The organism is Xanthomonas sp. F10 (assembly GCF_014206815.1).
In the GTDB taxonomy this organism is placed as follows: Bacteria; Pseudomonadota; Gammaproteobacteria; order Xanthomonadales; family Xanthomonadaceae; genus Xanthomonas_A; species Xanthomonas_A indica.
The window spans coordinates 832,016-849,556 of the sequence record NZ_JACHNP010000002.1 but is presented as its reverse complement, the minus strand read 5'-3'; the positions used below and the strand labels follow the sequence as shown (position 1 = coordinate 849,556).

The following is a 17,541-nucleotide window of genomic DNA, read 5'->3' as shown; positions in this document are numbered from 1 at the left end:
CGATCAGGCCACGGCTGGCCGAGCCTGGCTGGGCACGCCGCTGGCCGGGTTCGCCCTGTCGCCACTGCGTTCCGCGGGCAGGGACGCAGACGCGCGCGCCGGATGCCTGCAGCCACTGTGGTCACTCCATGCCTGCTACACCGATTTGCCGACAAAAGCCCCGATCGGCGACACTCCAGGCTTCCTTGTTCTGCGATCCTGAATGCATCACGACACCAGTCTCATCGACATCATCGCGGTCGGGCTCGCGCTCGCCTTCATCCTCGGCACGCTCGCCCACCGCCTCAAACTCTCGCCGCTGGTCGGCTACCTGGTGGCGGGCATCTGCGTGGGTCCGTTCACGCCCGGCTTCGTCGCCGACCAGGCCCTGGCCACCCAGTTGTCGGAACTGGGGGTGATGCTGCTGATGTTCGGGGTGGGGCTGCACTTCTCGCTCGAAGACCTGATGGAAGTGAAGTGGATCGCGATCCCCGGCGCGCTGGCGCAGATCGCGGCCGCCACTCTGCTCGGCTGGGGGCTGGCCTGGAGCATGGGCTGGCCGACCCTGCACGGCCTGGTGTTCGGCCTGGCGCTGTCGGTGGCCAGTACCGTGGTGCTGCTGCGCGCGATGGAGGAACGGCGCCTGCTGGAGACCCTGCGCGGGCGCATCGCGGTCGGTTGGCTGATCGTGGAAGACCTGGTGATGGTGCTGGCACTGGTGCTGCTGCCGGCGCTGGCCGACGCGCTCGGCGGCAAGGGCGCCGATACCGGCTCGATCCTCGGCGCGCTCGGCGTGACCTTGCTGAAGATGGCCGCGTTCGTGGCGGTGATGCTGGTGGTCGGCCGCCGCGCCATCCCGTGGGCGCTGGAAAAGGTGGCCGCGACCGGTTCGCGCGAATTGTTCACCCTGTCGGTGCTGGCGATCGCGCTGGGCGTGGCGTTCGGCTCGGCTACCCTGTTCGGCGTGTCGTTCGCGCTGGGCGCGTTCTTCGCCGGCATGCTGCTGAAGGAGTCCGAGCTCAGCCACAAGGCCGCCAACGATTCGCTGCCGCTGCGCGACGCCTTCGCGGTGCTGTTCTTCGTCTCGGTGGGCATGCTGTTCGACCCACACATCCTGCTCGAGCATCCCTGGCAGGTGCTGGCCACCTTCCTGACCATCACCGTCGGCAAGTCGCTGGCCGCGTTCGTGATCGTGCGGGCCTTCGGCCATCCCACCGGCATCGCCCTGACCATTTCCACCAGCCTGGCGCAGATCGGCGAGTTCTCTTTCATCCTGGCCGGCCTGGGCGTGAGCCTGGCGATCCTGCCCGAGACCGGCCGCGACCTGATCCTGGCCGGCGCGCTGCTGTCGATCATCGCCAACCCGCTGCTGTTCACCTGGCTGGACCGCTGGCAGGCGCGGCAGGCGGTGGAGGCGCCGGTGACGGTGGAACCGGAACTGCCCCCGGGGCCATCGCTGGACCTGGTCGACCATGCCATCGTGATCGGCTACGGCCGGGTCGGCAGCGCACTGGCGGCGGTCCTGCGCGAGCGCGGCGTGCCGCTGCTGGTGATCGACGACAACCGCGACCACGTCGAACGCGCGCATGCCGACGGCATCCCCGGCATCCGCGGCAGCGCCGCCGCCGACCGCGTGCTGGCCGAGGCGCATCCGGAAAAGGCCAAGATCGCGATCCTGGCGATCCCGCAGCCGCTGGAGGCCGGCGAGGCCCTGGCCAAGCTGCGTGCGCTGAATCCGGCGCTGACCCTGCTGGCGCGGGCGCACAGCGATGCCGAGGTCAAGCATCTGCTCGACCATGGCGCCGACGGCACGGTGATGGCCGAGCGCGAGCTGGCGTATTCGCTGGCGGAAATGGTGATGGCGACGCCGCCGTACCGGGGGATGCGCGCCGCCGCACGTTGAGGCCTTGACCGCAGGGATTGGCGATTGGAGATTGGGGATTCGCAAAAGCGGCTCCTCTTCGGAGAGTGGGTCGCAGCGAAAAGCGCGGTAGCGCACAGAAAGCGTCTACGGAGGCCGTGGAGACCTGCAGCGAATCTTCTTGATAAGCATTCTCGTTTGCGGCAGGATTGCGCTCCCTTCCCCAGTTCCGCTCGCCCTCCCCCATGGCCTGCAAGATCGGGTTGCTCAACTCCGTGCCCAGTGCCCTGCTGTGCGAGATGTTCGGGCATGTCGGCTACGACTTTGCGGTCCTCGATCTGGAACACGTGCTGCGCTCGCCGGCGGAGTTGGAACATGCCATCCGCGCCTGCGAGCTGGGCGGCTGCGAAGCCTGGGTGCGGGTGCCCGAGGTCGATGCCAAGCTGATCGGCCGGGTGCTCGACGCCGGCGCCCGCGGCGTGGTGGTGGCCGGGCTGGACAACGCCGAGCAGGCCGAGCGCGCGGTCGCCGCCGCGCACTTCCCGCCGCACGGCCGCCGCGGCATCACCGGCGGTCGCGTCACCGGCTTCGGCAGCGTGGCCCTGGCCGACTACATCGCCCACAGCCGCGAGCGTCTACGCGTGATCCCGATGATCGAAAGCGCCGCCGGCGTGCGCGCGCTGCCGCAGATCCTGCAGGTGCCCGGCGTGTCGCTGGTCATGGAAGGCGCGCTGGACCTGGCGCTGGACCTGGGTGTCGGCCCGCAGCCCACCCACCCGCAGGTCTGGGATCACCTGCTGGCGATCGATGCGGCCTGCCGCGCCGCCGGGGTTCCGTTCTGCCCCAATCCCCGCGACGCCGCGCAACGCGCGCACTGGCTGGCACAGCCGGACCTGCAGTGGCTGTTCGCCGGCGAAGACCGCGCGCTGCTGCAGGCCGCATTGCGCCGGCGCGCGGCCGACCTGCGCCGTCGCTGACCGTTTTCGTGCCTTTGGAGTCGTCGTCTTGATCGCTTCGCTTTCCCCTTCGCTGCTGGCCGTCGCCGTCGTCGCCGCCATGCTCGCTCCCACCAGCGTGCGCGCCGAGGACGTGCCGCCCGATGCCGACGCGCAGGCGCGGATCCGCCAGCTCGACGCGGTGCAGGTGCAGGGCAGCCTGCTCGGCCGCTCCACCGTCGAGGACGTGCAGCACTACGCCGGCAGCCGCCAGGTGATCGACAGCACGCAGCTGCGCACCGGCGCCAACCGCTCGCTGGACGACGCGCTGCAGAAGGTGCCGGGCATCAAGGTGTTCGACGAGACCGGCACCGGCGCGCTGCCGCAGATCATGCTGCGCGGGCTGTACGAGAGCCGCAGCGGCCGCGTGCAGGTGCTGGAGGACGGCATTCCACTGGCGCTGGCGCCGTACGGGCAGACCAGCCTGTCGCTGTTCCCGGTCGGCATGCACCAGATCGACCGCATCGACATCGTGCGCGGCGGCGCCGCGGTGCAGTACGGCCCCAACAACGTCGGCGGCGTGATCAACCTGATCAGCCCGGACATCCCCACCACCTGGACCACCACGCTGGGCCAGAAGGTCACCGCCGGCGGCGCCGGGCATTACCTGAGCGATACCGCGATCAGCACCGGCGGCTACACCAGCGAGACCTTCGGCCTGCAACTGGATGCGAACTGGACCAAGGGCGACTATTGGCGCGAACACAGCGCCACCGACATCAAGAACCTGCGCCTGCGCGCAGAGTGGTGGCTGGCGCCGGACAAGCTGCTCAAGGCCAGCGTGCAGCGCTATGTCGCCGACATGGACATGGCCGGCGCCTTGTCCACCGCCGACTACCTGCGCGATCCGCGCCAGTCGACGCGGCCGCTGGATGCATTCACCGGCCGTACCACCCGCGCCTCGCTGGTCTACCAGCAGGACTTCGGCGATGTGGGGCCGTTCCAGGACCTGCGCCTGGACTGGAGCAACTTCAGCGCGCGCAGCAGCCGCAACTTCATCGTCGGCATGCGCCAGGCGTCTAGCGAGACCTGGCGCGCGGACCTGCCGCCGCAACTGCGGCAGAGCGCGCCGCGCGATTTCCGCGTCTACGGCAGCGAGCCGCGACTGAGCTGGACGATGGGCGACGGTGCAGTGCGCCAGCAATGGACGCTGGGCGCGCGCGCGATCAACGAGGACATCGACTTCCTGGTCGGCAACACCCGCCTCAGCGATGGCCTGTACACCCTGGTGCGCGACTGGCGCTTCAAGGACCGCGGCGCGGCGGCCTATGTCAGCGACGCGATCGCGTTCGCCGACGGCCGCGTCACCGTCACCCCCGGTCTGCGCTACGAGCAGGTCGATTCGCGCTACTACAACCTGGCCAGCGGCGCGCGCACCCGCAACAAGACCGACGACGTGCTGCCCGGCCTGACCCTGGGCGTCCAGGCCAGCCCGCAGTGGTACCTGTACGCCGACGGCCAGCGCTCGCTGCGCGCGCCGCAGGTCACCCAGATCATCTTCGGCGACAACCTCGACGCCGAACTGGCCTGGAACTACGAGGCCGGCGCGCGCTACCAGCCCAACGCGCGCACCCGCGTGCAGTTCGGCGGCTACCTGATCGACTTCGATCAGCAGATCCAGCTCGACAACACCACCCGCACCTACCGCAACCTCGGCAAGACCCGCCACCAGGGCGGCGAAGTGGAAGTGCAATGGAGCCCGGCGCACCTGCGCGCGCTGACCCTCAACGCCGGCTACGCCTATCTGGACGCACGCCAGAAGTCCGGCGTGTACGACGGCCTGCGCGTACCCTACACCTCGCGCAACCAGATCACCCTCGGCGCGTCGTACCGGCCCGAATCCGGTCATACCACCGTCGCCGTTTCCAGCTATTACTTCAGCCGTGCCTTCAGCGATGCGGCCAATACCGTGCAGGAGAACGCGATCGCCTCGGTCGGCGAACTGCCCTCCTACTGGGTGTGGAACGCGCAGCTGAGCCAGGTGCTCAGCGAAGGGACCAGCGGCAAGCTCAGCGCGTCGCTGGCGGTCAACAACCTGTTCGATCGCAAGTACTGGTACCGCGGCATCGACACCAGCCCCTGGGGCCGGCAGCCGGCGCCGGGCCGCAGCGTCACCGTCGGCCTCGAGTACACGTTCTGATCCATCCCGGCGTCGGACGACGACGCCGGACGCCGCACCACCGCGCGCCAGCACGGCGCGCCGCCGCCCGCGGGAGACGCGGGCCAGTGCAACGGACGCAGCCGCGTCCTTCCCTACCCAGCGCGCGCCCGATGCGATGCGATGCGCCAGGCAACCACGCGACCCTGCCGCAGCCGCGGCGCATGCCTCCCGTGTCCGCCTCCGCGCGGCCGCGCTGGCGTGCGTGCGCCTGCGCCCGACGAGACCCGCACATGACCCCGCACGACGCTCCCCTGCTGATCCTCAGCCACGTCTGCCACCCGGCGGTGACCGATGGCTTCCTCCCCGCCGCGCAGCGCCTGGGCGTGCCGGTGCTGCTGCTGACCGACCACCGCCACGCCCACCTCGACCACTTCCGCCGCCATCCGCCGGCCGCACCGGTGCAGGTGCTGGAGTGCGACGTGTTCAATCCGCTGGGCGTGCTCGACCTGCTCGGCACCCTGCCGCAGCCGCCGCGCGCGGTGTTCAGCAACAGCGACCATCTGCAGACCAGCGCCGCCGTGGTCGCCGCCGCGCTCGGCGTGCCGGGCAAGGATTGGCAGGTCTGCTACGCGGCCAAGAACAAGGCGGCGATGCGCCAGCGGCTGCGCGCGCTCGGCCTGCCGACGCCGTGGTTCTGCAGCCTGGCGCCGGGCGCGATGGCGCCGACGCAGGCACCCTGGCCGCTGATCGCCAAGCCGCGCGAAGGCGTGGCGAGCATGGACGTGCGCCACTGCGCCGATGCGACGGCGCTGCAGACCTACCTCGATGATTTCTGGCAGCGCCACCCGCAGCGGAGCGTGCTGCTGGAAAGCGTGCTGGACGGCCCGCTGTTCACCCTGGAAACGCTCGGCGACGGGCGCAGCCTGCAGCCCATCGGCGGCTTCGACGTGCAGCTGTCGGCACCGCCGCATTTCGTCGAGTGCGAAGCGCGCTGGCGCGGCGCCACCGACACGCCGGTGCTGCAGCAGGCGCTGGCGCAACTGCAGGCGTTCGGCATCGGCTTCGGCGTGTGCCACAGCGAATTCATCCTCACCGCCGACGGCCCGGTACTGGTGGAGATCAACTACCGCAGCATCGGCGACGGCCGCGAATTCCTGCTCGATCGGCTGTTCGGCGGGCACTGGTTCGACAGCGTGCTCGGCCTGCACCTGGGCCGGCCGCTGCCGACGCTGCAGGTGCGCCGCGCGCACGCCCTGGTGCGCTACTACGTGGCCGAGCGCGACGGCACGCTGGCGGTGGCCAGCGCCGACCACGGCAGCAGCGACGCGCACTGGGAGGCGCGCTACCGGCGCCTGCGGCAACCTGGCGACGCGATCCGCCTGAGCCATTCCAACAAGGATTACCTGGGCGTGCTGGACGTGCTCGCCGACAGCGAGGCGGACCTGCAGCAGGCGTTGGCCAGCACCGAGGCGTCGCTGCACTGGCGCATCGACACCACCATCGGAGCAGCCGCATGAGCCAGGACGCCGACCGCCACTACATCGACCTGCGCGTCATCGACGCCTGCCTGCGCGAAGACCTGCGCGGCATCGTCAGCCGCGGCGCCGCCGCCACCCCGCCGCCGGCGGTGCTCGCCGCCTGGCCGCAGGTGCCGCTGCCTGCGGACGCCATCTGGTGGCGCATCGCGCACCTGCCCGACGGCGAACTGTGGCTGCCGCTGCGCCGCGCCGGCTACCTGCAGACCGTGAGCGCCTGCAGCGACGGCTGGGTGCTGCACACCGGGCAGCACAGCGCCTACGAATCCGGCGCGGCGCAGTGGCTGGCGCGGCTCGGCGCCGGGCTCGACGCGCAGACCCAGGCGCTGCACCGCGCCTACGTCGAGGAAGCCGACTGCGCAGTGCGCCAGCGCGCGCTGGCGCGGCAGGCCTACGCGCAGCAACAGCCCCTGCTGGCCACCGCGCTGGACGCGGCCGACGCGCACGAACGCGCCTACCGCTGCGAACAACTGGCCAGCCACCGCGACCATCCGTTCTATCCCAGCGCGCGCGCCAAGCTCGGCCTGGACGACGCCGACCTGCCGCGCTACGCGCCGGAGTTCGGCCCCAGCTTCGCGCTGCGCTGGCTGGCGCTGCCGGCCGCGCAGGTCACCCAGACCACGCCGCCGCCGGCGTTCTGGCCGCGCCCGAGCATGCTCGGCCTGGACCCGGCACTGGACGCCGATCACGTCGCCTGGCCGCTGCATCCGCTGATCTTCGCGCGGCTGGGCGAGGACGGCTTCGCCGAGCCCGACGGCGCGATCGCCGCGCCGCAGCCGTGGCTGCAGGTACGCCCGTCGCTGTCGCTGCGCACGGTGATCCCGCTGGCGTTTCCCGATCATCACCTGAAGCTGCCGGTGCCGATGCGCACGCTCGGCGCGCTCAACCTGCGCCTGATCAAGCCGTCCACGCTGTACGACGGGCACTGGTTCGAACGCGTGCTGCGCGACCTCGCCGCGCACGATCCGGCGCTGGGCGAACGCTACCTGCACGTGGACGAGGCGCATGCCGGCCATGTCGGCGAGACCCGGCACCTGTCCTACCTGCTGCGCCGCTATCCGGCGCTGCCGGAGGCGACCCTGGTCCCCGTGGCCGGTCTGTGCGCGGCGCTGCCGGATGGCCGGCCGCTGGCCGTGCACCTGGCCGAGCGCTTCCATGGCGGCGACCTGACCGCCTGGTGGGACAGCTACCTGGCGCTGATGTGCCAGGTGCACCTGCGGCTGTGGCTGCGCTACGGCATCGCGCTGGAGGCCAACCAGCAGAACAGCGTGCTGATCTACGCCGCCGGGCGCGCGCCGCGGCTGCTGCTCAAGGACAATGATGCGGCGCGGGTGCTGCTGTCGCGGCTGTACGCGCAACGGCCGGCGCTGGCCGCGTTGGGCACGCCGCGCGACACACGCATCGCGGTGCAGGACGACGCCGCGCTGGCGCGGATGTTCTGCACCATCATTTTGCAGCTGGATCTGCAGGCGGTGCTCGAAGGACTTGCGGAATGGCAGCCGGGACTGCGTGCAACGCTCTACGCGCTGCTGCGCGCGCGCCTGCACGGCACCTTGCGCGCGCTGCGCGAGGACGGCATCGACACCGCCCCGGCGCAGGCGCTGCTGGATGCACCGAAGCTCCCGGTGAAGTACCTGCTCAGCGCCGGCAGCCTGCTCGGCAAGCAGATCACCGGCGCGGCGGACATCAACAAGTTCTACGGCGACAGCGCGCCCAACCTGCTGCGCGAGGATGCGCTGGCGGCGCGTGCGGCCGCGGCCGGGGCGGCGCGATGAAGCGCCTGCTCGGCCCGGTGCTGGCTGCGCACTACCTGGCCGCCTTCACCGCGCTGGGCATGCCGCTGTTCCTGCCGCAGGTGCTGCAGCAGCTGGCGCCGGGCGCAGCGATCGGCTGGAGCGGCGTGCTCTACGTGCTGCCGACCCTGTGCACCGCGCTCACCGCCAGCGCCTGGGGCCGGCTGGCGGATCGCTACGGACGCAAGCGCTCGCTGCTGCGCGCGCAACTCGGCCTGGCGTTGGGCTTCGTCATGGCCGGCTTCGCCCCGAACCTGGGCTGGCTGGTCGCCGGTCTGGTCGTGCAGGGCGCCTGCGGCGGCTCGTTGGCTGCGACCAATGCCTATCTCAGCAGCCAGGCGCAGAGTGGCTCGCTGGCGCGGGCGCTGGACTGGACCCAGTTCTCGGCGCGGCTGGCGATGGTCACCGCCCCGGCGCTGCTCGGCCTGGCCACCGCGCTGGGGCCGGCGCAGTCGCTCTACCGCTATCTGGCGCTGCTGCCGCTGCTCGCCTTCGCGCTGAGCTGGCGCTTGCCGGCCGATCCGCCGCGCGCACCGGCGTCACGCGCGTCCACGCCCGCTGCGCCACACCTGGATGCGGCGCAGCGCCGCCAGCGCTGGGCGCTGTGGACCACGCAGTTCCTGTTCTGCTTCGCGATGGTGGTGACCTTTCCCTATTTCCTGCCGTACGCGCAGGCGCACGGCATCGGCAGCAGCGCGGTCGCCGGCCTGCTGTACAGCCTGCCGCACCTGGTCTACCTGGTGTTGATGCCGTGCTGGCGCGGTCGCGATCACCGCGTGTCGCCGCTGCCAGCGGGGCTGGGGCTGTTCGCCCTGGCCTGCCTGCTGCAGATGGCGCCGCCGGCGCCGGGCTGGCTGATCGCCGCGCGGCTGCTGTTCGGCCTGGGCATGTGGATGGCGCTGCGCGGCCTCAACCGCAGCCTGGCCGAGATCGCCGGCGGGCGCGGCGCCGGCCAGTTGTTCGGCCGTTTCGATGCGGCCGGCAAGTACGCCGGTGTCGCCGGCGGCGTCCTCGCCGGCGCCCTGGTGCAAGGCCATGGCCTGGCCGTGCCGTTCCTCGCCGCCGCCGCGGCCGCCCTGCTGGCGCTGCTGCCGGCCCTGATGCTCACGTCCGTTCGGAGAACCGTCCATGTCCCCGTTGCCGATGCATGACCCGTGGTACGACAGCCTCGCGCAAGCGCAGGCGATCACTTGCTGGCTCAACTGCTACCTGCGCGAAGTCGCGCTCGCTCGCGGCCTGGCCGACTTCGACTACCGCGGCCTGGACCGGCCCGGCGTGGCCGCCGCCGGCGAACGCTGGCTACGCCTGCAGTTCCCCTCGGGCGCGACGCTGTGCGTACGCCTGGCGCATGCCGACGGCCTGGGTCGCTGCCGCTTCGCCTCGGCGCCCTACCTCAAGGCCGATGGCCGTCCCTGGCACTGCCTGGACGCAGAGGCGCTGGTGCGCCTGCTGCTGCAGGAACTCAGCGAAGGCGAGCAGGCGCCGAACCTGGAATTGCTGGCGCAGAGCGCCAACAGCATCGCCATCACCGCGCAGCTGTTGCGCCAGGCCGAGGCCGCATCGCCCACCGGCGAGGCGCTGATCGATGCCGAGCAATCGATGCTGTGGGGCCACGCCTTCCATCCGACGCCCAAGAGCCGCGAAGGCGTGCCGCTGGAGCAGGTGCTGGCCTGCGCGCCGGAAGCGCGCAGTGCCTTCCCGCTGTTCTGGTTCCGCATCGACCCACGCCTGTACCGCGCGCAGGGCGATGACGTGCGCGCCACGCTGGCGCAGGCCGGCGGCGGCGCCGACCTGTACCCCTGCCATCCGTGGGAGGCCGAGCGCGTGCTGGCGCATCCGCTGCTGCGCCAGGCGCAGGCGCGCGGCTGGATCGAACCGCTGGGCGAACGCGGCCTGGCGCTGCGTCCGACCTCGTCGGTGCGCACGTTGTACCACGCCGACCTCGATCATTTCCTCAAGCTGTCGGTGCACGTGCGCCTGACCAACTGTGTGCGCAAGAACGCCTGGTACGAACTGGAAAGCGCGGTGGCGCTGACCCGCCTGCTGGCCCCGGACTGGCAGGCGCTGGCGCAGCGCGTGCCCGGCTTCCACGTGCTGCTGGAGCCGGCCGCCACCGACCTGGACTTCTCCGCGCTGGAGGCCGATGCGCAGGCCTGCCGCGAACTCGGCGAAAGCTTCGGCGTGCTGTACCGGCAGGCGATCCCGGCAGCGCAACGGGCACGCTATCGCCCGCAGGTGGCCGGCGCGCTGTTCACCCACGACGCGCGTGGCCAGCCGGCCTGCGCCGCCGCGCTGCAGACACTGGCGCAGCGCAGCGGCAGCAGCCTGGAAGCGGCCACCGCGGCCTGGTTCCGCGCTTACGCACAGTTGCTGCTGGACGGGGTGTGGAGCGCCTGGTTCGGCTACGGCATCGTGCTGGAGCCGCATCTGCAGAACACCGTGATCGGCTGCGAGGACGGCCTGCCGACACAGGTGTGGATCCGCGACCTGGAAGGCACCAAGCTGCTGCCGTCGCGCTGGCCGGCCGCGCGCCTGCCCGGCATGTCCGAGACCGCGCGGCAGTCGCTGTACTACAGCGCCGAACGCGGCTGGAACCGCATCGCCTACTGCGCGCTGGTCAACAACCTGGCCGAAGCGATCTTCCACCTCGCCGATGGCCACGACCGCCGCGAACGCCAACTGTGGCAGATCGTCGGCGACATCGCCCGCCGCTGGCAGCAGCGCCACGGCGCGCAACCGGCGCTGCAGGCCCTGCTCGATGGCGCGCCGCTGCCGGCCAAGAACAACCTGCGCCTGCGCCTGCTGCAGCGCGCCGACCGCCATGCCGACTACAGTTTCCTGCCCAACCCGATCGGCAGCGCCGCCCTGCGGCAGGTGGCGGCATGAGCCTGCGCATCGATCCCACCCGGCTGCAGGCGGCGCTGGCGCGGCTGCGCGCGCAGGCCGACGGCCCGGTCTGCGCCTACGTCTACGACTTGGCGGCGCTGCAGGCGCACGCGGCGATGCTGCGCGCACACCTGCCGGCCGGGTGCGAGCTGTTCTATGCGGCCAAGGCCAACGCCGAGCCGCCCGTGCTGCGCACCTTGGCGCCGTGGGTGGACGGCTTCGAAGCGGCCTCCGGCGGCGAGCTGCAGTGGCTGCACACGCATCAGCCGGGCCGCCGGCTGCTGTTCGGCGGCCCTGGCAAGCTCGACGCCGAACTGCAGTTGGCCGCCAGCCTGCCCGATTGCAGCGTGCACGTGGAAAGCCTGGGCGAGCTGCAGCGACTGGCGCGCATCGCCGCGTCGAGGGAGCGGCCGCTGTCGGTGTTCCTGCGCCTGAACATCGTGGTGCCGGGCATGCAGGACACGCGCCTGGTGATGGGCGGGCGGCCCTCGCCGTTCGGCCTGGACGTGGACGACCTGGACGCGGCCATGCAGGTGCTGCGCGGCGCGGCGGGACTGCGCCTGGACGGCTTCCACTTCCACCTGTTGTCGCACCAGCGCGATGCGCAATTGCAGCTGCGGCTGATCGCGCACTACCTGCAGACCGTGCAGGGCTGGCGCCAGGCCTATGAGTTGGGACCGCTGACGGTGAACGCCGGCGGCGGCTTCGGCGTGGACTATGCCGATCCGGCGGCCTCGTTCGACTGGGCCACGTTCTGCGAGGGGTTGCCTGAGCTGCTGCGCACGCATGGCCAGGGCCTGCGCCTGCGCCTGGAGCCGGGCCGCTACGTCAGCGCCGCCTGCGGCTGGTACCTGATGGAGGTGCTGGACATCAAGCGCAGCCATGGCGCGCAGTTCGCCATCGGCCGCGGCGGCACCCATCATTTCCGCACGCCCGCCGCGCAGGGCCACGATCATCCGTTCCTGGTGCTGCGCGGCACGCAGCCGCCGGTGCTGCGCGATGCACGGGTGACCCTGGTCGGGCAACTGTGCACGCCCAAGGACGTGCTGGCCCGCGACCAGCCGGTGGCCGCGCTGGCGCCGGGCGACTGCCTGGCGTTCCCGTTGGCCGGCGCCTACGCCTGGAACATCTCGCACCAGCAGTTCCTGATGCATCCGCCGCCGCAGATGCTGTTCCTCGACGGCCCGGCGCAGGCCGCGGACGCCATGCCGCAGCGCCGCATTGCCGACCCGGCCACCGCCGCGTCATGATCCGCTCGCCCGTGCCGGCACACCCTGCCGGCACACCCTCCGGAGCTGCCGCCATGACCCGTTCCGCTCGCTTCGCCGCCACCTGTTTGCTGCTGAGCTTTACTGCCGCCCCGCTGCTGGCCACCGCCGCGACCAAGCCACAAACCGCACAACAGACCTTGATGGCCAAGTGTTCGGCCCAGAACAAGGGAAAGAAAGGCGACGAGTACAAGAGCGCGCAGAAGGCCTGCCTCAGCGGTGGCAGCGCACCGGCGGCGGGCAACGCCTCGCAGCAACGGATGAAGGACTGCAACGCCCAGGCAGCCACGCAGAAGCTGCAGGGCGACGCCCGCAAGACCTTCATGAGCGGCTGCCTCAAAAAGCAGTGAACTGACTAGCCCCTCTCCCCCCGGGAGAGGGGTTGGGGTGAGGGTACGACAGCCAGCGAGGCCGGCAACAACCGTGTTGCCAGACGTCGCCGCTCTTACGAATCCCTAATCCCTAATCCCCATTCCCAAATCCCGGCCCTTCTCGGCCTGCACCGGCATGCCACCGTGATCCACCGGGATCGGCGCATAGTCCTCGCCGAACGCGACCTCGCCCGGCGTCCATCCGGAGCGCCGCCGCACCGCGCCCCAGAAGCGCTTGAGTCCTTCCACCTGCAGCGCCACCAGGCCCAGCTCGTTGTCGCGGTCGACCATCGGATCGCCCACCCCGGTCGGTCGCACCGGCTCGCCGTAGAGCGCCGTGCCGAACAGCACGTCCCAGAACGCGAACACCTGGCCGAAGTTGCAGTTGTGCAGGCCGGGCCGCTCCGGATCCACGCGCATGTGGTGTAGGCGATGGAACGGCGGATCGACCAGGAGTTTGTTCAGCACCGGGCCGAAGCCGAAACGCGTGTTGGCGTGCGACAGGTTCTGCACCAGTTCGCCGAGCAGCATCAGCCAGGCGAACTCGTCGGCCTCGATGCCGAAGGCAATGCCCACCCCTGCCAGCACGAACGACTGCAGCATGCCGTCCAGGTAGTTGCTGCGGTCGTTGGCCCAGCAGCTGAGCTGGCGCTGGCTGTGGTGCATGCTGTGCATGGCCCACCACCACGGCATCCAGTGCTGCACCCGGTGCATCCAGTAGTAGGTGAAGTCGTAGGCCAGGTAGTACAGCGCGAACAGCGCCAGCGGATGCCGGTCCAGCCACGGCCACAGATGCCGAAGGCCGGTCTCCGGCGCCGCCGCGGCATTGGGATCGGCGCCGCCCAGCGCGTTGACCACCGGCGTCAGGATCAGGAACGAGAACAGCGGGAACACGCCGATCAGCATCAGCCAGGTGTAGTGGAAATCGATGCGCGCCAGCCGCCGGTGTTCCCAGCGCTCGGCCGGCCACAGGCTTTCCAGCGGCCGGAACAGCACGCCGATGATGGACAGTTGCAGCGCGGCCACCAGCAGCGAGGCGGCGATGTCGTGCGGATCGTCGCTAAGGCCGGTCAAGTGCAGCGCCGCCAGCAGCGGCGCCACCGCGTGGCTGGCGACCAGGTCGACCAGCGTGGACCAGGCGTGGGCAATGGACGAGACCAGGGCGATGACAGGCATGCGAAGACGGCGATGGGGGCGCGACGGCCGGCGCGACAGCATGCTGCCGCTGGCTTTCGCCAAGCTGTCCGCGTCGGCCGAGGCCGGCCGCCGCTGCCCGCGCTAGTGCGCCGCGGCGGCGCCCGGGCGCCGGCTCGGCAGCAACGCCGCGACGATGCCCAGCAGCGGCAGGAACGACATCACCTGGTACACGAAGACGATGCCGCGGTGGTCGGCGAGCAGGCCCAGCACCGCCGCGCCCAGCCCGCCCATGCCGAAGGCGAAGCCGAAGAACAGCCCGGAGATGGTGCCGATGCGCCCGGGCATCATTTCCTGCGCGTAGACCAGGATCGCCGAGAACGCCGAGGACAGCACGAAGCCGATCAGCACGGTCAGCGCGGTGGCCGCGTGCAGGCCCACGTGCGGCAGCGCCAGCGCGAACGGCGCCACGCCCAGGATCGACACCCAGATCACCGGCTTGCGGCCGATGCGGTCGCCAACCGGACCGCCGATCAGCGTACCCAGCGCCGAGGCCAGCAGGAACGCGAACAGATGCAACTGCGCGCTCTGCACCGAGACGCCGAAGCGCTGGATCAGGTAGAAGGTGTAGTAGCTGCTCAGCCCGGCGATGTAGAAGTACTTGGAGAAGATCAGCAGCAGCAGGATGCCGACGATGCGCACCACCATGGCGCGCGGCAGCGCGGGCGCCGTGGCGACCGGCCGCGGCGCGGCGCGCGCGGCCTGCAGGTGCAGCGCGTACCAGCGCCCGACATAGGACAGCAAGGCGATGCCGAGCAGCGCCGCACCGCCGAACCAGGCCACGCTGTGGCGGCCGTTGGGCACGATCACCGCCGCGGCGATCAGCGGCCCCAGCGCGGTGCCGGTGTTGCCGCCGACCTGGAACACCGACTGGGCCAGGCCATGGCGGCCGCCCGAGGCCAGCCGTGCGATGCGCGAGGATTCGGGATGGAAGATCGCCGAGCCGATCCCGACCAGGGCCGCGGCCAGCAACACCATGCCGAAGCTGGGCGCATAGGCCAGCAGCAACAGTCCGCACAGCGTGGAACCCATGCCCATCGGCAGCGAATACGGCGCCGGTCGGCGATCGGTGCGCAGCCCGATCAGCGGCTGGAACAGCGAGGCGGTGATCTGGTACGTGAGGGTGATCAGGCCGACCTGGGCGAAGCTGAGCTGGAACTGGCCCTTGAGCACCGGGTACAGCGCCAGGATCAGCGACTGCATCATGTCGTTGATCAGGTGCGAGGAGGTGATGGCCGCGAGCACGCCGGCGGCAAGCCTGCGCGGTGCGGCAGTGGAGCTGGCGGCGGTGGGACTGGCGGCAGGAGCGGAGGCGGGGGTGGCCGCGGACGCGGCGGGGCGCAGAGAGGACATGGCGGAACGGGCAGCGCGAGGGTGGACGCATGGTAGGCTTCCCGGCCCCGACCTTCCCGCGCGACATGACCATTCCCTATCGCGAAAAGGACATGCCGCAACCGCCGTCGCCGCGCAATGCGGACGACGCCGTGGCCGACGTGGTATGCAAGGCCACCGACTACCCCGGCGACAGCGCCATCCCCCCGCATCGCCATGCCCGCCACCAATTGGTCTACGCAGTGTCCGGGCTGATGGTGGTGCGCTCGGGCCAGGGCCACTGGGTGGTGCCGAGCACGCGTGCGCTGTGGATGCCGGCCGGCACCGAGCACAGCGTGCGCTGGATCGGCATGCTGCGCATGCGCAGCCTGTACATCCGCCCCGACGCCATCGCCGGCATGCCCGACACGCCGGCCGTGGTGGCGGTGGAGCCGTTGCTGGAAGCGCTGATCCGCAGCGCCGCCGAGATTCCCTGGGACCATGCCACCGACTCGCGCGACGGGCGGCTGATGCGGCTGATCCTGGACGAACTGCATGCGCTGCCGGCGCTGCCGCTGTACCTGCCGCAGCCGCGCGATCCGCGCCTGCTGCGCATCGGCGCCGCACTCGACGCCGACCCGGCCGACCCCACCACCCTGCACGCCTGGGCCGCGCAACTGGAGGTGGACGTCAAGACCATCCAGCGCCTGTGCCAGCGCGACCTGCGGATGCGCTTCGGCCAATGGCGGCAGCAACTGCGCCTGCTGCGCGGACTCGAACGACTGGCGGCCGGCGACCGCATCATCGACGTGGCGATGGACCTGGGCTACGACAGCCCCAGCGCGTTCACCGCCATGTTCAAGCGCCAGTTCGGGCAGCCGCCGAGCCAGTTCTTCCGGTAGCGGCCCCGAGGCGGCGGCGCATCGACCGCGCAGTCACCAGCACGCGGCCAGGCAACGGCGTCTGACCATGCAGCATCGCTGCCGGCCATGGCACCGGCGATCAGGCATTGGACCTGGATTTGGAGGCGGCGGACGCGCGACGCGCGCTGATGCGCTCGACCATCTGCATGTGCTGCGTGCCCCACTCGCACAACCCTGCCAGCGCCTCCGCCAGGGACTGCCCGAACGGCGTCAGCGCGTACTCGACCCTGGGCGGGATCTCCTGGAAGTCGGTGCGGGCCACGACCTGGTCACGTTCCAGTTCCTTGAGCTGCTGGATCAGCACCTTGTCGGTCACGCCGCCGATGGCACGCCGCAACTCGCCGTAGCGGTGCACGTGCTTCGCCAGGTTGTAGAGGATCAGCGGCTTCCACTTGCCGCCAAGCACGGACAGGGCGGCCTCGAGACCGCAACTGAAGGTGGCGTTCGCCATGATCCGACCGCTCCGAAGGCACTTACCAAATGGTGCATACTATTCAAAAGAATAGCTCAGTTCTACAGTGGCGCCTCCCCATTCTCTGGAGTGCAGCATGCGCAGGCTCGAGGGCAAGATTGCAGTGGTGACCGGCGGCAACAGCGGTATCGGTCTGGCAAGCGCGATCCGCTTCGCCGCCGAAGGCGCGCAGGTCGTCATCGTCGGGCGTCGGCAGGAGGAACTGGACAAGGCGTTGCGCCTGATCGGCGCCGACGCCGTCGCCATCCAGGGCGACATTTCGAAGCTGGACGATCTGGACCGCGTCTTCGCCCAGGTCGAAGCCAGCAAAGGCCGCATCGACGTGCTGTTCGCCAATGCGGGACTGGGCGACTTCCAGCCGCTCGGCTCGATCACCGAGGATTCCTTCGATCGCACCTTCGGCGTCAACGTCAAAGGCACGCTGTTCACCGTGCAAAAGGCGCTGCCGCTGATGGGCGCCGGCGGTTCGGTGATCCTCACCGGTTCCACCACCGGCAGCATGGGCACGGCGGCATTCAGCGTCTACAGCGCCACCAAGGCCGCGCTGCGCAACTTCGCCCGCAGCTGGGCGCTGGACCTGAAAGGCACGGGCATCCGCGTCAACGTGCTCTCGCCCGGGCCGATCGCAACGCCCGGGCTGGACTCGGTGCTGTCCGGCACGGGCCAGCAGGAGGCGATCCTCGACGGCATGACCGCGCAGCTCCCGCTGGGCCGCATCGGGCGCGCGGAAGAGGTCGCGGCGACGGCGCTGTTCCTGGCCTCGGACGAGAGCAGCTTCATGACCGGCAGCGAGGTGTTCGTGGACGGCGGATTCGCGCAGGTCTGAACGACGCGACGCCGGTTCCAGCCTGC

14 protein-coding genes are annotated in these 17,541 nt (G+C 70.8%); 11 read left to right on the top strand and 3 right to left on the bottom strand.

Annotation, left to right across the window (positions count from 1 at the left end):
• The first annotated feature begins 202 nt into the window (after positions 1-202).
• The 9 genes from ybaL (at position 203) to FHR56_RS15025 (ending at position 12,768) form a co-directional block, all read left to right on the top strand.
• The gene (gene ybaL, locus FHR56_RS15065) at positions 203-1,882 is read left to right on the top strand and encodes a YbaL family putative K(+) efflux transporter (protein ID WP_160948364.1); all 1,680 of its coding nucleotides are present in this window, start codon (positions 203-205) and stop codon (positions 1,880-1,882) included.
• A 203-nt stretch (positions 1,883-2,085) separates the two neighbouring features.
• Positions 2,086-2,817, top strand: a complete 732-nt coding sequence (locus tag FHR56_RS15060) for an aldolase/citrate lyase family protein (protein ID WP_160948365.1) — start codon at positions 2,086-2,088, stop codon at positions 2,815-2,817.
• Positions 2,818-2,845: 28 nt separating this feature from the next.
• Complete coding sequence (locus FHR56_RS15055) at positions 2,846-4,975, top strand: TonB-dependent siderophore receptor (RefSeq protein WP_160948366.1); 2,130 nt, start codon at positions 2,846-2,848, stop codon at positions 4,973-4,975.
• A 251-nt stretch (positions 4,976-5,226) separates the two neighbouring features.
• Positions 5,227-6,453, top strand: coding sequence for a siderophore biosynthesis protein PvsA (locus FHR56_RS15050; protein ID WP_160948367.1), 1,227 nt, complete (start codon positions 5,227-5,229; stop codon positions 6,451-6,453).
• Positions 6,450-8,246 carry an IucA/IucC family protein gene (locus tag FHR56_RS15045; protein WP_160948368.1) on the top strand — a complete coding sequence of 599 codons (1,797 nt, stop codon included), beginning with the start codon at positions 6,450-6,452 and terminating at the stop codon, positions 8,244-8,246. The genes FHR56_RS15050 and FHR56_RS15045 overlap by 4 nt, the downstream gene beginning before the upstream one ends.
• Positions 8,243-9,415, top strand: coding sequence for an MFS transporter (locus FHR56_RS15040; RefSeq protein WP_160948369.1), 1,173 nt, complete (start codon positions 8,243-8,245; stop codon positions 9,413-9,415). Before FHR56_RS15045 ends, FHR56_RS15040 begins: the two co-directional genes overlap by 4 nt.
• Positions 9,393-11,150 (top strand): IucA/IucC family protein, encoded by a 1,758-nt coding sequence (locus FHR56_RS15035; protein WP_160948370.1) that lies wholly within the window; start codon positions 9,393-9,395, stop codon positions 11,148-11,150. The genes FHR56_RS15040 and FHR56_RS15035 overlap by 23 nt, the downstream gene beginning before the upstream one ends.
• Positions 11,147-12,400 carry a type III PLP-dependent enzyme gene (locus FHR56_RS15030; protein ID WP_160948371.1) on the top strand — a complete coding sequence of 418 codons (1,254 nt, stop codon included), beginning with the start codon at positions 11,147-11,149 and terminating at the stop codon, positions 12,398-12,400. Before FHR56_RS15035 ends, FHR56_RS15030 begins: the two co-directional genes overlap by 4 nt.
• Before the next feature lie 53 nt (positions 12,401-12,453).
• Positions 12,454-12,768, top strand: a complete 315-nt coding sequence (locus FHR56_RS15025; RefSeq protein WP_160948372.1) for a PsiF family protein — start codon at positions 12,454-12,456, stop codon at positions 12,766-12,768.
• Between the two features lie 105 nt (positions 12,769-12,873).
• On the opposite strand, the gene FHR56_RS15020 is transcribed toward FHR56_RS15025, so the two are convergent.
• Both FHR56_RS15020 and FHR56_RS15015 read right to left on the bottom strand, forming a co-directional pair.
• On the bottom strand, positions 12,874-13,965 hold the full coding sequence (locus FHR56_RS15020) for a sterol desaturase family protein (protein ID WP_160948373.1): 1,092 nt from the start codon (positions 13,963-13,965) through the stop codon (positions 12,874-12,876).
• 102 nt (positions 13,966-14,067) lie between these two features.
• Positions 14,068-15,336, bottom strand: a complete 1,269-nt coding sequence (locus FHR56_RS15015) for an MFS transporter (RefSeq protein WP_160948374.1) — start codon at positions 15,334-15,336, stop codon at positions 14,068-14,070.
• Positions 15,337-15,365: 29 nt separating this feature from the next.
• Here FHR56_RS15015 and FHR56_RS15010 point away from each other — a divergent pair, with 29 nt between their 5' ends.
• Positions 15,366-16,196: a helix-turn-helix transcriptional regulator gene (locus FHR56_RS15010; protein ID WP_160948375.1), complete on the top strand. Its 831-nt coding sequence runs from the start codon at positions 15,366-15,368 to the stop codon at positions 16,194-16,196.
• A 100-nt stretch (positions 16,197-16,296) separates the two neighbouring features.
• Here the strand turns inward: FHR56_RS15010 and FHR56_RS15005 are convergent, their stop codons facing one another.
• Positions 16,297-16,668 (bottom strand): helix-turn-helix domain-containing protein, encoded by a 372-nt coding sequence (locus FHR56_RS15005; RefSeq protein WP_160948376.1) that lies wholly within the window; start codon positions 16,666-16,668, stop codon positions 16,297-16,299.
• Between the two features lie 97 nt (positions 16,669-16,765).
• Here FHR56_RS15005 and FHR56_RS15000 point away from each other — a divergent pair, with 97 nt between their 5' ends.
• Positions 16,766-17,515 (top strand): SDR family oxidoreductase, encoded by a 750-nt coding sequence (locus FHR56_RS15000; protein WP_160948377.1) that lies wholly within the window; start codon positions 16,766-16,768, stop codon positions 17,513-17,515.
• The last annotated feature ends 26 nt before the right edge of the window (positions 17,516-17,541 follow it).

Coding starts and splice junctions, on each gene's coding strand:
- ybaL (WP_160948364.1), top strand. CDS start 203: ATGCATCACGACACCAGTCTCATCGACATCATCGCGGTCGGGCTCGCG.
- FHR56_RS15060 (WP_160948365.1), top strand. CDS start 2,086: ATGGCCTGCAAGATCGGGTTGCTCAACTCCGTGCCCAGTGCCCTGCTG.
- FHR56_RS15050 (WP_160948367.1), top strand. CDS start 5,227: ATGACCCCGCACGACGCTCCCCTGCTGATCCTCAGCCACGTCTGCCAC.
- FHR56_RS15045 (WP_160948368.1), top strand. CDS start 6,450: ATGAGCCAGGACGCCGACCGCCACTACATCGACCTGCGCGTCATCGAC.
- FHR56_RS15040 (WP_160948369.1), top strand. CDS start 8,243: ATGAAGCGCCTGCTCGGCCCGGTGCTGGCTGCGCACTACCTGGCCGCC.
- FHR56_RS15035 (WP_160948370.1), top strand. CDS start 9,393: ATGTCCCCGTTGCCGATGCATGACCCGTGGTACGACAGCCTCGCGCAA.
- FHR56_RS15030 (WP_160948371.1), top strand. CDS start 11,147: ATGAGCCTGCGCATCGATCCCACCCGGCTGCAGGCGGCGCTGGCGCGG.
- FHR56_RS15025 (WP_160948372.1), top strand. CDS start 12,454: ATGACCCGTTCCGCTCGCTTCGCCGCCACCTGTTTGCTGCTGAGCTTT.
- FHR56_RS15020 (WP_160948373.1), bottom strand. CDS start 13,965: ATGCCTGTCATCGCCCTGGTCTCGTCCATTGCCCACGCCTGGTCCACG.
- FHR56_RS15015 (WP_160948374.1), bottom strand. CDS start 15,336: ATGTCCTCTCTGCGCCCCGCCGCGTCCGCGGCCACCCCCGCCTCCGCT.
- FHR56_RS15010 (WP_160948375.1), top strand. CDS start 15,366: ATGGTAGGCTTCCCGGCCCCGACCTTCCCGCGCGACATGACCATTCCC.
- FHR56_RS15005 (WP_160948376.1), bottom strand. CDS start 16,668: ATGGCGAACGCCACCTTCAGTTGCGGTCTCGAGGCCGCCCTGTCCGTG.
- FHR56_RS15000 (WP_160948377.1), top strand. CDS start 16,766: ATGCGCAGGCTCGAGGGCAAGATTGCAGTGGTGACCGGCGGCAACAGC.